Raw genomic sequence first — 13822 nt, 5'->3', positions numbered from 1 at the left:
TAACCCCCGCCGCCCGCCCCGCCCCCCCGCGCCCACCACCCCCCCCCCCCCCGTGGGCCAAACCCCCCCCCCAAAAACCCAAAAAACCCCCCCCCCCGCCCCCCCCCCCGCGCCCGGTTCTGTTTCAGCTGACGCCGAGAGTATTGATGGTGGCCGCGAGGAAAACGATGGCGCTGCCGAGCGCGGTCAGCGCGGCCACGTCGAACGGGCGGCTGCGCACGGCGAGCAACCCCACCTGCACGGTCGGCAGGCACAGCCGGAACGCGGCGGCCACCAGCGCGGCGCTGCCGAAGATCAGCGCGCCACGGCGCCACCGATCCCACGCCACGAAGCCGACCGCGATCACGATCAGCGCGGTCACCACGGTCATCGGCAGATGACTGCGCAGGTACTGCTCCCCCGCGCTCAATCGCGCGACCCGGTGCTTGCCGGTCGTCTCCGCCTCGTTCACACCGGCGATTGTTCCAGATACCACCTGCGCGCGGGCAGGGCGCCGCATGACAGAGTGGTCGGCTGTGCTGCACCTGATCTTTCACGAGCCCGTGATTCCGCCCAATACCGGCAATGCGATCCGGTTGGCCGCGGGGACCGGCTGCGCGCTACACCTCATCGAGCCGCTCGGTTTCGACCTCTCGGAATCCAAGCTGCGCCGGGCAGGCCTGGACTATCACGACCTCGCGGTGGTGACCGTGCATCCCGACCTGGCGACCGCGTTCGCGGCGATCCGGCCCGGCCGGGTCTTCGCCTTCACCACCAAGGCCACCACCCGTTTCACCGATATCGCCTATCGAGACAACGACGCGCTGCTGTTCGGCACCGAGCCGACCGGGCTGCCCGAGGAAGTGCTGGCCGATCCGCAGGTCACCGATCAGGTGCGCATTCCGATGCTGCCGGGACGTCGGTCGATGAATCTGTCGAACGCGGCGGCGGTGTCGGTGTACGAGGCGTGGCGGCAGCTGGGCTTTCCTGGCGCGGTCTGACTCAGTCGATATCGAATTCGACCAGCGGGCCTTTACGGCTGTTCGGTTTGATCGTCGCCCGCACGGTGGGCACCGGGGGTCTCCTTCCCGGGCACCGTCGGTTCGGTGGCGGCTGTGGGAGTGGTGGTCTCGGGTGCGGTGGCCGCTCGGACCGTGGTTGCCGGTGTGGTGGCGGGGGCTCCGGTGCGACGCCTGCGCAGCAATCGCAGTGCGGCATACAGCAATCCGCCGATCACGGCGAGGAAGCCCAGCCACGGCACGGCTTTGCCGACGAAGACGATCGCGTCCTGCAACCAGTCGATCAGCGAATGCCAGCCCGAGACGACGCCGTCCCAGAAGTTGTCCGGGTCGCCTGGCGCGTTCTTGTCATCGGCGGTGAGGGTGATGGTCAGCGTCGACAACGCGACCTGATCGTCGAGGCTGCGTTTCTGCGCGGTGAGGCTGTCGAGCTCGCCCTGCCTGCTCGACAGCGCCTCCTCCGCGGCGATCAGGTCGGCGGTGTTGGTGGCACCCGTGATCAGCGCTTTGAGCCGGTCGACGGAGGCTTGCAGGGCGCGGATGCGGGCGTCGAGATCCTGCCACTGCATGGTGACATCGTCGCGATTGGTGCTGACCCTGGTAACCGTGCCGACCCCGCCGAGGCCGGTGATGAAGGCGTCGGTCTTGTCGGCGGGCACCCGCACACTGAGCACGGCGCGAGCGGCGCGCTTGTCGGTGCCGGGCTGCTCGGTGCGGCTGTCGATCCGGCCGTCGACGGCACGGACCTGCTCGGTGACGGTCGCGGCGGCGGCGATCGGATCGGCCGAGGTGACATCCACCGACCCGGTGATCACCTCTTTCCGGTTCGACTGATCCGTCGGCGCCGGACTGTCCTTCTGCGGGGCCCCCTCCCGGAACCCGGGCGTCACAGCGGGTGCGGGCCCTTCCAGGACGGTGGGCGCCGACGCCCGACCGGCATGGTCCTCGCTGTCGTCATCGCCGCACCCGGCCAGGAACAGGAGTCCGAGCAACGCGATCATCACCACGGCAAGCTTGCGCATGTTCGCAGCGTAATGCGTGGGAGAGCCGGAGCGGGCGCGCTCGCGCGACCTGGTCATGACGGCCGATCGTCGGCCGTTGCCCTGTGCCGTTGAAGTTCGAGCGCTTCGACCGCGCGGCGGCGGCTGTCGGGCGACGGGTGGGTATGAAGCAAGGGAGCCAGCAGGCGATTCTCGACAGGGGTAGCGTCCCAGTCCGCCTGCTGCCGTCGTAGTACAGCGCGAAGATCCTGGCCGTAGCCGAGTTCCACTGCTACTCGGTCGGCACCGTACTCCCGCCACTGGGACAGCCTGGCTCGCGCGAAGGGCTGCGCGACGAGGACCACCACCACGACCAGTGCGGTCGGCAGCCCGAGAAACCGGGCCGACACGGCGAGAAGCGCCCAACCCGAGCCGAGGACGGCTGCGGTCGGCACGATGGCGACCACCAGCACGCCGAGGAGGATGACCGGCCGAGGCCCCCGATACAGTCGGTGGGCGATCCACCGAGGCCCGATTTGCAGCAACAACGCGACCTTGGACACAACTCCCACAGCGAGCTCGAAGAGCAGGTCGGCAGGACCCCGATACCACTTGATCAGCCACCGTAACCACATTTGTCCCAGCAAGTGATGGCCCAACTCGTGCGCGAGTACCGCCTGCAATTCCCCTCGCGTGAGCACGTCGACGGCATGCCGGGTCACGACGACGTGTCGGCCCAGAGCCGCGTATCCGTACGCCTCTCCGTTCACCGTTACGAGGTCGTAAACCCATGGCGTATAGCGAGAACCGTCGATCCGGGCATCGACGGCGACCGCCGCCCACGCGTCGTCCACTTCCGCGTGCTCGGGCGACGCGGACCGGTTGGCCTGTGCTGTCGCACCGGCGACCAGGACACCGACGAGCAGAACGCACGCGCCCGATACCGGCCACACCAGCGCGGCGACGACCACGAGCCAGTCCCCGACCAGCGCCGACAATCCCCAGATGAGCCATCCGCTGAGCACGATCGACGGCAGCGAGACAACCAGATCCCCGATCAGCGCGAAGAATGTGGTCCGTCGTGCGACCAGCACCGGCCCCGCGGATTCCGACTCCTGCCGTACGTGCGCGTTCGTGATGTACCCCCAATTCCCAAGATACCCAACGGGTACCGGGTTACGCGAGATCAGCGGAAGTCGCGGGATCGGGCGACGATACGCAGGTCGAGATGTTCGAGGTGGTCGGCGACAAGACTGGCCGCGCCCTCGGCGTTCTGGATGCGGCCGCGGATGAGCAGGGCGGTGGCGCTCTGGGCGAGGCGGCGGTAGCGGGTCCACAGGCCGACCGAGCAGACGACGTTGACCATGCCGGTCTCGTCTTCGAGGTTGAGGAAGGTGACGCCCGCGGCGGTGGCGGGGCGCTGGCGGTGGGTGACGGCACCTGCCACCAGGATGCGGGCGCCGTCTTCGACGAGCAGTAGGTCGCAGGCGGGGACGACGCCGAGCGAATTCAGGTGGGCACGCAGGAATTCGGTGGGGTAGGTATCGGGCGAGATCCCGGTGGCCCAGACGTCGGCGGCGGCGAGTTCGAGTGCGCTCATGCCGGGCAGGGAGGGGGCGACGGTGGCGGGACCTGTGCCGGGTAGGCGATCGGGACGCTCCACGGCCGCCGCACCCGCTGCCCACAACGCCGCCCTGCGCACGCTGCTACCGCGCGAATCCCGTTGCACAAGCTGATAATCCGGCACAGCATCTCGGTCCTGAACAGCCGCGACCACACCGCGACCGTCGCCCGTGATGAGCCCGTTCGGCGGTGCGACGCGACCATTCGCGGTGTCGTCATGGCGCGGTTCGGTGTCGACCAGAACGTCCAGCGCCCCTGCGGTCGCGAGCGATTCCGATTGAGCGACAGTGAGTTCCACACGGCCGGTGAGATCGAGCATCGAGGTGAAGGGGCCGTGTTCGGCGCGGGTGGCGACGATGCGGTCGGCGAGGTCGGTGCCGATGTGGCGCACGCCCGACAGGCCGAGCCGGATCTCGGTGCCTGTGTTCTCGAGGGTGGGTTCGGCGCGGCTGGCGTTGATATCGGGGCCGTGCACGCGCACCCCGTGGCGGCGGGCGTCGGCGACCAGCGACTGCGGCGAGTAGAAGCCCATCGGCTGCGCGCGCAACAACCCGGCGCAGAACGCGGCCGGATGGTGCAGCTTGAACCACGACGAATAGAACACGATCGAGGCGAAGCTCTGCGAATGGCTTTCGGGGAAACCGAAATTGGCGAAGGCGTAGAGCTTCTCGTAGATGCGGTCGGCGACCTCGTCGGTGATGCCGTGCAGCTCACGCATCCCCTGGTAGAGCCTGGCCTTCAACATCGCCATCTTCTCGGGCGACCGCTTCGACCCCATCGCACGCCGCAACTGGTCCGCCTCGGCCGCACTGAAACCGGCGACATCGACCGCCATCTGCATCAGCTGTTCCTGGAACAGCGGGATCCCGAGCGTGCGAGCGAGCGAGCGCTCCAGCGAGGGATGGTCGAACACCACCGGTTCCTTGCCGTTACGCCTGCGGATATAGGGGTGCACCGAGCCACCCTGAATCGGTCCAGGCCGGATCAGCGCCACCTCGACGACCAGGTCGTAGAAATTACGCGGCTTGAGCCGGGGCAGCGTCGCCATCTGCGCGCGTGACTCCACCTGGAACACCCCGATCGAGTCCGCGCGCTGCAGCATCTCGTAGACGCCCGCTTCGGTGAGGTCGAGCGCGTGTAGTTCCACTGTCTCGCCCTTGTGCTCGCGCACCAGGTCGATCATGTAGTGCAGCGCCGAGAGCATGCCGAGGCCGAGCAGATCGAACTTCACCAAACCGACCGCGGCGCAATCGTCTTTGTCCCACTGCAGCACACTGCGCCCGGCCATCCGCGCCCACTCCACCGGGCACACGTCTGCGATCGGCCGATCGCAGATCACCATGCCGCCGGAGTGAATGCCCAAATGCCGTGGCAGGCCGTCCAGTTCGCCCGCGAGCTCGAGCACCGCGTCCGGGATATCGGTGCCCGTCTCGGCGGCCACCCCGGACCAGCGGCTCACCTGCTTACTCCACGCGTCCTGCTGTCCCGGCGAAAAGCCGAGTGCGCGTGCGGCATCGCGCACCGAGGACTTACCTCGGTAGGTGATCACGTTCGCCACCTGCGCGGCGTAGTCGCGACCGTACTTGGCGTACACGTGCTGGATGGCCTCCTCTCGGCGGTCGGATTCGATATCGACATCGATGTCGGGCGGCCCGTCGCGCTCGGGCGAGAGGAATCGCTCGAAGAGCAGCTGGTTGCCGACGGGGTCGACATTGGTGATGCCGATGGCGTAGCAGACCGCGGAGTTGGCGGCCGAACCCCGGCCCTGGCACAGGATGTCGCTGTCCTTGCAGAACTGGACGATGTCGTGCACCACCAGGAAATAGCCGGGAAAGTTCAGGTCCGCGATCACCGCCAGCTCGTGGTCGATCTGCTTATAGGCCTTGGAGTTTCGTTCCGCCGGCCCGTAGCGCCCCGCCGCGCCCGCATAGGCGAGGTGGCGCAGCCAGGAGTTCTCGTCGTGGCCGGCGGGCACCTCGAACGGGGGCAGCTCCGGGGCGATCAACCCCAGGTCGAACGCGCATTCGCGAGCCAGCACCGCCGCGTTCGACACCGCGTGCGGATAGTCGGCGAACAGGTGCGCCATCTCCACGCCCGAACGCAGGTGCGCACCGCCGGTGGGGGCCAGCCAGCCCGCCATCTCGTCGAGACTGCTCCTGGCCCGGATCGCGGCCAGCGCCATCGCCCGGCGACGCTGCGCCGGGGACGCGAAATGCGCACCGGTGGTGGCGAGTACGGGAACATCGAGCCGGTCGGCCAGCGCGATCAGCAGCGCGTTGCGCTCGTCATCGGTGGCGATGCCGTGGTGGGTGAGCTCCACACTCACCCGGTCGGCGCCGAATCGTTCGATCAGATCCCGCAGTGCCGCTTCAGCTTTCGGCAGCCGGATATCGCCACCGCGCAGATCCTGTTCGAGTGCGTTGCGCAGGTGACCTTTTCGGCAGCCGGTGAGAATGTGCCAGTGCCCGCCCGCCGCCGCCGCGAGCGTGTCGAGGTCGTAGCGCAGCACACCCTTCTCCCCCGCGGCCATGTGCGCCGTCGTCATCTCCCGGGACAGCCGCCGGTAACCCTCCTGCCCCCTGGCGAGAACCAGGAGATGTGGACCGAGCGGATCGGGAGATCCGGTGCGCGGCAGCGAGTCCGGTGCGTGCGCGTGCCCTCGCTCGACCACCGCGTCGGCGGAAGCCCGCAACCCGCCCCGCGGTACAGAACGGCGCCGGACCGCATCCCCTCGGCCCGGCGCCGCCTCCGCATCGGTTCCCAGTGACAGTTCGGCACCGAAAACCGTTGGCATTCCCCATTCCCTGGCCGCCTCGGCGAACCTGACGGTCCCGTAGAACCCGTTGTGGTCGGTGAGCGCGAGCGCTTCCAGACCGAGCCGCACCGCCTCCTCCACCAGCTCCTCCGGCTGACTCGCGCCGTCGAGGAAGCTGTAGGCGGAGTGCGCGTGCAGCTCCGCGTAGGGCACCGTCGGGCCGGTCGGCCGGTCGAGCTCGGCGGCGTGGTACTCGCCCCGCTTGCGCGACCAGGCCGGACTGTCGCCGCCGTCGCCCGGGTGCATGTCCTCCGCGGGCCTGCCGCTCGGTTTGCCCGAGAGTACCCGTTCCAGCTCCGACCAGGTCGGCGGACCGTTGCTCCAGCCCATGCACCCGCTCCTCTCACGACCCCCTCATCACCGAATCCCTTTCCTGGTGCCGGACAACTCAATTCGCGGGCAAGCGCTGCATCGACCGTGATTCCAGCGCGGCCTCCACATGGCCCAGACCCGTGCGGATCACCGCGCCGTAGGCATCGTTGGCGAGCACGTCCAGGTGCCCGCGCGCGATGGCCAATTGCATCCGCGCCATCTCGAAGTCACCGACGCGGCGATGACTGTCGGCCAGGTTCAGATACAGCGAGGGCAGGAACCCGCGCAGCCCCTCGTCGAGCGGGATGCCCGGCCCGAACACCGCGGCCAGCGCCCGCTGATCCCACAGCAACGCGCCCTCCGGCAACTCCTGCACATCCGCCAGGTGATGTGCCACCACGCAGCGATGCAACGGGTCGCCGCCTTCCCCTATTTCGCTCCACAGCCTGGTCAGCGCCGCGCGCGCCGCATCAGGGTCGCCACCGCCGAGCCGCACCGCGGCATAGATGTCCGCCATCCGATCGTCCGCCATGCGCATCAGTATCGCACATACGTTCGAATATTAGCGAGAGGCATTCGAACATATTTTCGAGTTTCTCGAAGGGCCTGGCCTCCGAACTTACTTCGGAGTAAGTTCGGAGGTAACGAGCTGCAAAGGAGCAGTGATGTCACAGGTTTCTCCAGGTGAACAGGGCCGCAAGCGGCGCGATCTCACCGGCAGGCATGTAGTGATCACCGGGGCGTCCTCCGGGATCGGGCGGGCCGCCGCACTCTCGGTCGCCGACAAGGGCGGTGTCGTGTTCCTCCTCGCGCGCCGCGCCGACGAACTGGCCGCGGTGGTCTCCGAGATCGTCGACGCGGGCGGGCAGGCCTACGGCTACCCGTGCGATGTCACCGATTCCGAATCCGTGGATTCGGCCGTCAAGGCCATTCTCGACCAGCACGGCCACGTCGACATGCTGGTCAACAACGCGGGCCGTTCCATCCGCCGCGCCATCCACCGCTCCACCGACCGCCTGCACGACTTCGAACGCACCATGGCGGTCAACTACTTCGGCGCCCTGCGAATGACCCTCGCGCTGCTGCCACAGATGCGCGAACGCGGCTTCGGCCACATCGTCAACATCTCCAGCGCCGGCGTGCAGGTGGCCACCCCCCGCTTCGCCGCCTACCTCGCCAGCAAGGCGGCCCTGGACAAGTTCACCGAGGTGGCCGCGGTCGAAACCCTCGCCGACGGCGTCACTTTCACCACCATCCACATGCCGCTGGTGCGCACGCCGATGATCGCCCCCAGCGGCGAACAGGGCCCCTCCGAATCCCCCGAGTGGGCCGCCGGCACGATCGTGCGCGCCCTCGCCGAACGCCCCAAACGCATCGACGTCCCCATCGGCACCTTCGCCGAATACGGCGGCATTCTCACCCCCAAACTCCGCGACCGCATCCTGCACCGCTACTACCGTGCGCTCCCGGATTCCCCTGCGGCCAGGGGCGAGTCGACCGAAGACACCGCCGCCCCGACTCCCCGATCGGATCCGAAACCCCGTTCCGCCGCCCGGAAAGTCACCGGCACCGCCCTGCGCCGCGCGGCCCGATGGGTACCCGGCACGCACTGGTAGCCCGGCGTAGCGTCGGCCGCCACCAGAAGATCCCCACGACCGGCGACAAGGACGTTGTGCTCGGCGGCGCTAGTTCGCGGGATCGAGATCGAGGGTGAAGTGGTGGGCGGTGATGGTCAGGTGGTGGCGCATATAGAGGCGGTGGGCGGCGGCTCGGGTTGGGCCGACGCCGGAGTCCAGGTGGATCGCCGCGCAGTCCAGGCGCCGGGCCTCGGCGGTGAGCCAGTCCAGCAGGTGGTCGGCGTGGCCTCGACCGCGCACCGCGGGGAGGGTGGACACATCGTCGATGTAGAGATGGTGGCCCCAGGCGGTGGAGTGGGATTCGCGGAAGCCTGCCACCGAAAGCGCTGCCGGAGAACCTGGTTCGAAGCTACCGACCAACCGATAGCCCGCGGGGCGCAGCTCGGTGTCGATGAACTCGGCCAGCCGGGTTGCCGTCTCCCACTGTGGGCGAAGCTCCAGTAGGGCCGGGCCCGCCAGCTCGGTGTCGTCCTTGCCGATTTCCCGGATGTCGATCATGGAGTCGACGTTAGGGCCGCCGGGTGATCGCGCGGGAGAGCCAATCCGCCGTAGTTCCGATAGTCCACCGACGTTGCCGGCCATCCGGCGCGCCCTGGTGACCCCGACCTGATCGTCCCCGCGACCGTCAGCGGTCGGCGGACGGTTCGGGCTGGGTGGCGGATGACCCGGAGAGTTGTTCTACGGCAGCGGGTTCCAGGTAGGTGGCCGGTTTGGGGGCGGCGCCACAGCTGGCCTGGCGGGGGGCGGCGGCGACGGTGCGGGCGGTGACGCGCCAGCGGCGGCCGTCGCGGTGGGTGACGATGGCGGCGCCCGCCATGGTCGGGTCATTGGTGGGAGCCGGATCGGGGTGGACGGTGAGATCGGTGGCGTTGGCCGGGAACTGTTCGCGCACGGCTACTTCGGCGAGCTGGGAGATCGGGGGGTAGCAGCCGCGGCCGCGGAGACCGGTCAGGGAGACCTCGCCGACATCGGCCGCTTCGAGCATCGCCTTGGCGGCGGGGGCGTCGACGCGGCCGTAGGTGAGGCCGGAGGGAAGCAGGACGACCGCGGGGGCGAAGCGGTGACCGCCGGTGTGCGAGGCCTCCCAGACCCGGCCGGGGTAGTCGGCGGCCAAAGCGGCGGCGATCGGGCGACCGAGCAGGGCACAGCACTGGTCGCGTTTGCCGTGGGCGCAGACCAGGACCACCGGATCATCCACACGCACACCGATTCCCGGGGGCGGTCCGTCGACGAGATGCAGGTCTATGTCGAAGAGCTGGCGCAAGTCGGTGATCTCGAGCCGCTCACACCAGGAACCCGCCGGCCGCGAACTGACCAGCAGCACAGTGCGGGTACCGGTGAACTCGTTGCGGCCGGGGCGGCGGATCAGCGTCGGCCGAACCTGCGCCGCTGACGTACGCGCCGCCAGTTCGGCGGTGATCTCCGGGCCGAGCACCTCGTCACCGATCACATCACCGCCCCACGCGCCGGGATGCTCGATACACAGCCATCCGGTGAAGTGCCCCGCGGTACCGAGAAGCGGAATGTCGGCAGCGGCCGCCGTACACAACATGCCCTCGAATGGGTTCACAGCGCTCCTCCCGCGACCGAGCCTGCCGGGACTATCCCGGACAGGCGTCGTTTCACTCTAGAACCGAGCTACGAGCGGAGGGGACAGCGGTTCGGTGGACTACTCGTAGACGCCCTCGGCGTGCCATTGCGCCGCGTCGTAGACGAGGAGGACGGCGCGGATCTCGGTGGGGTCGGCGTCGAGCTGGACTTGGACGCGCACGGCCAGGGAGGTGGGTTCGGCGGTGGACCACCATCGTTCGGTAATCGGCCATGGGCCCGCCCAGCCCAGCAGCGCCCACTGCTTGCTGCCCCAGCGCAGGCTGGTGGGGGTGGCGGTGAACAGGCCGCGGTCGGTGACCAGGACGGGGGCACCGTCAGCGGTGCTCAGGTGCACGATCGGGCGGTGCAGCAGGAGCAGGGTGGGGGCGGGTTCGGGGAGTCGGCCCGGCCATGGCTGGGCGGGGTCGGCGGCGGGGGTCAGTTCGTCGCCGAGGGCGATCATGGTGATGCGTTCGGCGGGGCCGCGGCCGCCGCTGAGCACGCCGATGCGGACCGCTTCGCCGCCGAGCAGTCCCTGCACGCGGACCAGGGCGCGGCGGGCGCGCTCGGTTTCCTCACCCTCGCCGCCCCACAGACCCAATTGCAGGGCGCCGGCGGCGACCACCTCCACCGGTTCCAGCGTGAGCGCCACGATCGGGCCGGTGGGGCGGGCGCGGTGGGTGAGCCAGCCGTCGAGTTGCCAGCGGACGCGGTCGGCGGTGTCGGCGGGAGTGAGCGGGCGGGCGCAGCGCCAGATCCTGGTCAGCTCCTCGCCCGTCTCGGTGCGCGCGGTCACGGCGAGCCGGGTACAAGCCACGCCCGCCGCCGACAGCACCGCGTGCAGCCGGGTGGACAGTTGCCTGCCCGCGAACGCGGCCGCGTCGACCCGGTCGATGGGTGGATCGCAGGCCAGCTCGACGGTCAGTTCCGGGGCGGGTCGGCGCGCCGACGGTGGGCGTTCGGGCAGGGCGCGGGCGGTGCGATGGGCGAGCACGGCGTCGGCGCCGAACCGGGAGGCCACCTCGGCGGGAGACAAGCGCGCGAAATCGCCGATGCGGCGTAAACCCAGGCGGCGCAACAGGTCTACCAGGTCTTTGCGCTCGGGCGCGGCCAGGCTCGGTTCCACCGCGAGCTCCGAGACCGGGAGCCCAGCGAGGTACCGCGCACCCTCCCCCGGCACCACGATCGCCCCGCGCCTGGCCGCGATCACGGCCGTCGACATGGCATCGGCGATCCCGACCTGTGCCTCGGCTCCCGCCGCGGCGACCGCGTCGATCAACCGCACCACCGCGGCCTCCTCCGAACCGAAATACCGTGCGGCCCCGCGTGCCCCGAGCACGATGAGCCCCGGCCGCAACACCTCCACGCCCGGCACCGTCGCATCGACAGCACCGACCACCGGCTCGAACAATCGCGCATCCCGATCCGGGTCATCCTGCACGACAACGAGTTCCGGACAGCACCCCTGCGCATCCCGCCGCCGCATCCCCCGCCGCACCCCGTCGGCCCGCGCGATCGCCGAGCACGCGACCACCGAACTGCCCCGCAACACCGCGATAGGCCGATCCGCCCCGACCCCGGCCACAGCGGCTGCCGCGACCGCGGGCCAGTCCGGACACCACACCGCCAGCACCCGATCAGCGCGCGACACAACGACACCGCGCCCATCACCGGACAACGAACCGGCGGTCATGAGACCGCCTCGCGTAATGCGGTGACTTCGGTTGCGCGGCCGACGGTCTCGCGAGGCAACCATTCCGTGCGCCCGGCCTGGGCGCACAGGTCCATGTGGCCGTGGCGGGTCTGGCCCGCCTTGGCGCTGACGCGCACGTCGAGGCAGACCGAGCGCAGGCGGCCGCGACCGGAGCCGAGGCCGCGGTAGCCGGTGACCCGGGAGTCCAGGCGCAGGGTCGGGTTGGCCCATTCGCCCGCGACGACCAGGGTGGCGCCACGGTTGCGGGCACGGGCGGCGAGGACGCGACAGCGGGCGGGTGGGACGACGAGGCCGCCGAGTCCGAGGACCACCAGGTCGAGGCCATCGAGCAGGACCGCGGCCACTTCTCTTGGGGTCCGAGTCCGCGAGGACGGTCCTTGAGGAAAGTTTGTGCAGCTCAGCAACTCTCGGGGCAAAGCTAGCAGATTGCAACACATGTGGTGCATTGGCAGCACGTTGGCGCGTCGAAGCGCGTTGCTATCGGGTGCCCCAGATCGGATTCGCCGCCAAGGACGCCGTCGAACTTGTCGAGCTATTCCAGTTCCTCGATGACTAACTAGCAAACCTCGATTCTGCCGTTCGGCTGTCCCCGATTCGCTTCGCCGGGCAGGACTGTTCGATCGAGGATCTGCGCGTGGATGTAGGTCGGTTCGGGCTTGTTCTCGGCGGTAATGACGGCACGAAAATTCCCGGGCAGAACTAGCCATGACCAGCCGAATCTGGTCATGTTCGATGGACACGAGGTGGCCTCCGAACACAGCTCCCCTCTGTTTAAGTGGGCAGCTATCCCAGCAGGCCGATGACATGTAATCATTAGAACATGCGTTCGATAGATTCGATAGGCGGGGAGGTTCCTCCCGCCGTGGGCGCTGCTCCTGGCAAACCACTGGCAGCGATGCCCCAGGGCGATCGGCTCGAAGTGCTGCGGGCTCGGATGGCCGCCATTCCGTCGCGTGTGGGTGCTTCGAGCCGCGCCGAGGTTCACGGGCAGGATGTGCTCGCGGTGCCAGGTGGTCTCGGCCAGTTATTGCCTGGCGGTGGTCTCGTGAAAGGGAGCGTGGTCGTCTGCTCGGGCAGTTCGCTCGTGAACGGGTTATTGGCAGCGGTCACCGGAGCTGGGAAGTTCGCAGCGGTCATCGGGTGCCACCAACTCGGCTTGCTTTCTGCCGCGGAGATGGGTGCTGACCTCTCGCGACTGGCTCACATTCCCCAGCCTGGCCAGGACAGACTCGCTGTGCTGGCGGTTTTGTTGGACGGCCTCGAGTTGGTGGTGCTCGACCTCGCGGGCGAGACGGTGGCACCGAGCCGCGCCCGTGCTCTCGATGCACGAGTGCGAAGTCATCGATCGGTGCTGGTTGTCACCAGAGGCGACTGGGCTGGTTGTGATCTGCGGTTGGAATCCAAGCCCACCGCCTATGGCGGCCTTGGCCGCGGTCACGGGCGGCTTCAGTCCGTTCATCTCGATGTTCGAGTGTCAGGCAAGGGACTGCAACCCCGAACTGGGCGATTGACCCTTGCAGGCAGCGGACCCAATCAGACGGCCTGGACCTTGGAAGCACCGAAAGCCGGAAGCCGAATCAGGACAGGATGATTCGATAGTTCCCCAGGTCAGAACCCAGAAATCGCCAGCACCGGGTTGGACTCCTTGACCGTTTCCCGGCTGGGCGAGCAACGTCACGTCACAGCATCTTCCGGTAGTAAACGACACGTTCGCGTTCTACGAAGCCCAGAGCAGCGTGCATATCCTGTCCCGTGACGTTGCCCAGCAGGGCGTCGGAGCCGAGCTCGGTGCAGCCATTGCCGCAGCCCCATGCCTCTAGCGCGTCGCACAGCGCCCGGGCTACGCCGCGTCTGCGGTGGGTGGGGACCACAAAGAGGCCTTCGAGGAACGCAACCGGTGACGTGTCGCATCCGTTGACGTAGTCGTGGCGCAGTGCGACTTCACCGAAACCGACTGCGACGCCGTGCTGGTCACGTGCGAGAAACGCGGCCGTCGCACGGGACCCGTCATATTGTTCGCCGAGGTCGGCGCGATGCTCGGCGACGGAGCCAGTCGGCCACAGTTGCGCGCGCAGTATGGCCAACTCGTCCAGATCGTCGGCGCCACAGCAATGTATCCGCATGCCCGCACGGTATTCCTGGGTTGGTGGATG

At 68.7% G+C, this 13822-nt stretch carries 13 protein-coding genes; 3 read left to right on the top strand and 10 right to left on the bottom strand.

Features of this window, described 5'->3' with window-relative positions:
- Positions 1 to 124: 124 nt before the first annotated feature.
- On the bottom strand, positions 125 to 451 hold the full coding sequence (locus tag ACFWPK_RS31520) for a DUF3017 domain-containing protein (RefSeq protein WP_235569656.1): 327 nt from the start codon (positions 449 to 451) through the stop codon (positions 125 to 127).
- 46 nt (positions 452 to 497) lie between these two features.
- Here ACFWPK_RS31520 and ACFWPK_RS31515 point away from each other — a divergent pair, with 46 nt between their 5' ends.
- Positions 498 to 980, top strand: a complete 483-nt coding sequence (locus ACFWPK_RS31515; RefSeq protein WP_378921978.1) for a tRNA (cytidine(34)-2'-O)-methyltransferase — start codon at positions 498 to 500, stop codon at positions 978 to 980.
- Between the two features lie 32 nt (positions 981 to 1012).
- On the opposite strand, the gene ACFWPK_RS31510 is transcribed toward ACFWPK_RS31515, so the two are convergent.
- The 4 genes from ACFWPK_RS31510 to ACFWPK_RS31495 form a co-directional block, all read right to left on the bottom strand.
- On the bottom strand, positions 1013 to 2020 hold the full coding sequence (locus tag ACFWPK_RS31510; RefSeq protein WP_378921976.1) for a DUF4349 domain-containing protein: 1008 nt from the start codon (positions 2018 to 2020) through the stop codon (positions 1013 to 1015).
- A 53-nt stretch (positions 2021 to 2073) separates the two neighbouring features.
- Positions 2074 to 3072 (bottom strand): M48 family metallopeptidase, encoded by a 999-nt coding sequence (locus tag ACFWPK_RS31505; RefSeq protein ID WP_378921974.1) that lies wholly within the window; start codon positions 3070 to 3072, stop codon positions 2074 to 2076.
- A gap of 92 nt (positions 3073 to 3164) precedes the next feature.
- Entirely contained in the window at positions 3165 to 6746 is a 3582-nt protein-coding gene (locus ACFWPK_RS31500) for an error-prone DNA polymerase (protein ID WP_378921973.1), read from the bottom strand.
- A 58-nt stretch (positions 6747 to 6804) separates the two neighbouring features.
- The gene (locus tag ACFWPK_RS31495) at positions 6805 to 7260 is read right to left on the bottom strand and encodes a hypothetical protein (RefSeq protein ID WP_378921971.1); all 456 of its coding nucleotides are present in this window, start codon (positions 7258 to 7260) and stop codon (positions 6805 to 6807) included.
- A 133-nt stretch (positions 7261 to 7393) separates the two neighbouring features.
- On the opposite strand from ACFWPK_RS31495, the gene ACFWPK_RS31490 reads away from it, so the two are divergent.
- Positions 7394 to 8344: an SDR family NAD(P)-dependent oxidoreductase gene (locus tag ACFWPK_RS31490; RefSeq protein ID WP_378921969.1), complete on the top strand. Its 951-nt coding sequence runs from the start codon at positions 7394 to 7396 to the stop codon at positions 8342 to 8344.
- Between the two features lie 69 nt (positions 8345 to 8413).
- Here the strand turns inward: ACFWPK_RS31490 and ACFWPK_RS31485 are convergent, their stop codons facing one another.
- The 4 genes from ACFWPK_RS31485 to ACFWPK_RS31470 form a co-directional block, all read right to left on the bottom strand.
- Positions 8414 to 8863, bottom strand: coding sequence for a GNAT family N-acetyltransferase (locus ACFWPK_RS31485; RefSeq protein WP_378921967.1), 450 nt, complete (start codon positions 8861 to 8863; stop codon positions 8414 to 8416).
- A gap of 127 nt (positions 8864 to 8990) precedes the next feature.
- Entirely contained in the window at positions 8991 to 9917 is a 927-nt protein-coding gene (locus tag ACFWPK_RS31480) for a sucrase ferredoxin (RefSeq protein WP_378921992.1), read from the bottom strand.
- Between the two features lie 117 nt (positions 9918 to 10034).
- Complete coding sequence (locus tag ACFWPK_RS31475; RefSeq protein ID WP_378921965.1) at positions 10035 to 11648, bottom strand: DNA polymerase Y family protein; 1614 nt, start codon at positions 11646 to 11648, stop codon at positions 10035 to 10037.
- Complete coding sequence (locus ACFWPK_RS31470; RefSeq protein WP_378921963.1) at positions 11645 to 12013, bottom strand: hypothetical protein; 369 nt, start codon at positions 12011 to 12013, stop codon at positions 11645 to 11647. Before ACFWPK_RS31470 ends, ACFWPK_RS31475 begins: the two co-directional genes overlap by 4 nt.
- A 476-nt stretch (positions 12014 to 12489) precedes the next feature.
- Between ACFWPK_RS31470 and ACFWPK_RS31465 the strand changes: the two genes are divergently transcribed.
- Positions 12490 to 13260, top strand: coding sequence for a hypothetical protein (locus ACFWPK_RS31465; protein ID WP_378921962.1), 771 nt, complete (start codon positions 12490 to 12492; stop codon positions 13258 to 13260).
- 88 nt (positions 13261 to 13348) lie between these two features.
- On the opposite strand, the gene aac(6') is transcribed toward ACFWPK_RS31465, so the two are convergent.
- The gene (gene aac(6') / locus ACFWPK_RS31460; RefSeq protein WP_378921960.1) at positions 13349 to 13792 is read right to left on the bottom strand and encodes an aminoglycoside 6'-N-acetyltransferase; all 444 of its coding nucleotides are present in this window, start codon (positions 13790 to 13792) and stop codon (positions 13349 to 13351) included.
- Between the last annotated feature and the right edge of the window lie 30 nt (positions 13793 to 13822).

It is taken from the genome of Nocardia sp. NPDC058519 (assembly GCF_042719755.1).
GTDB lineage: Bacteria > Actinomycetota > Actinomycetes > Mycobacteriales > Mycobacteriaceae > Nocardia.
Note: the sequence above shows the minus strand (reverse complement) of the source record. Positions and strands in the feature narration are given on the sequence as shown.

What these genes read in the sequence shown, in the direction of transcription:
- ACFWPK_RS31515 (WP_378921978.1), top strand. Translation starts at nt 498, where the DNA reads ATGACAGAGTGGTCGGCTGTGCTGCACCTGATCTTTCACGAGCCCGTG.
- ACFWPK_RS31510 (WP_378921976.1), bottom strand. Translation starts at nt 2,020, where the DNA reads ATGCGCAAGCTTGCCGTGGTGATGATCGCGTTGCTCGGACTCCTGTTC.
- ACFWPK_RS31500 (WP_378921973.1), bottom strand. Translation starts at nt 6,746, where the DNA reads ATGGGCTGGAGCAACGGTCCGCCGACCTGGTCGGAGCTGGAACGGGTA.
- ACFWPK_RS31495 (WP_378921971.1), bottom strand. Translation starts at nt 7,260, where the DNA reads ATGGCGGACGATCGGATGGCGGACATCTATGCCGCGGTGCGGCTCGGC.
- ACFWPK_RS31490 (WP_378921969.1), top strand. Translation starts at nt 7,394, where the DNA reads ATGTCACAGGTTTCTCCAGGTGAACAGGGCCGCAAGCGGCGCGATCTC.
- ACFWPK_RS31485 (WP_378921967.1), bottom strand. Translation starts at nt 8,863, where the DNA reads ATGATCGACATCCGGGAAATCGGCAAGGACGACACCGAGCTGGCGGGC.
- ACFWPK_RS31480 (WP_378921992.1), bottom strand. Translation starts at nt 9,917, where the DNA reads ATGTTGTGTACGGCGGCCGCTGCCGACATTCCGCTTCTCGGTACCGCG.
- ACFWPK_RS31475 (WP_378921965.1), bottom strand. Translation starts at nt 11,648, where the DNA reads ATGACCGCCGGTTCGTTGTCCGGTGATGGGCGCGGTGTCGTTGTGTCG.
- ACFWPK_RS31465 (WP_378921962.1), top strand. Translation starts at nt 12,490, where the DNA reads ATGCGTTCGATAGATTCGATAGGCGGGGAGGTTCCTCCCGCCGTGGGC.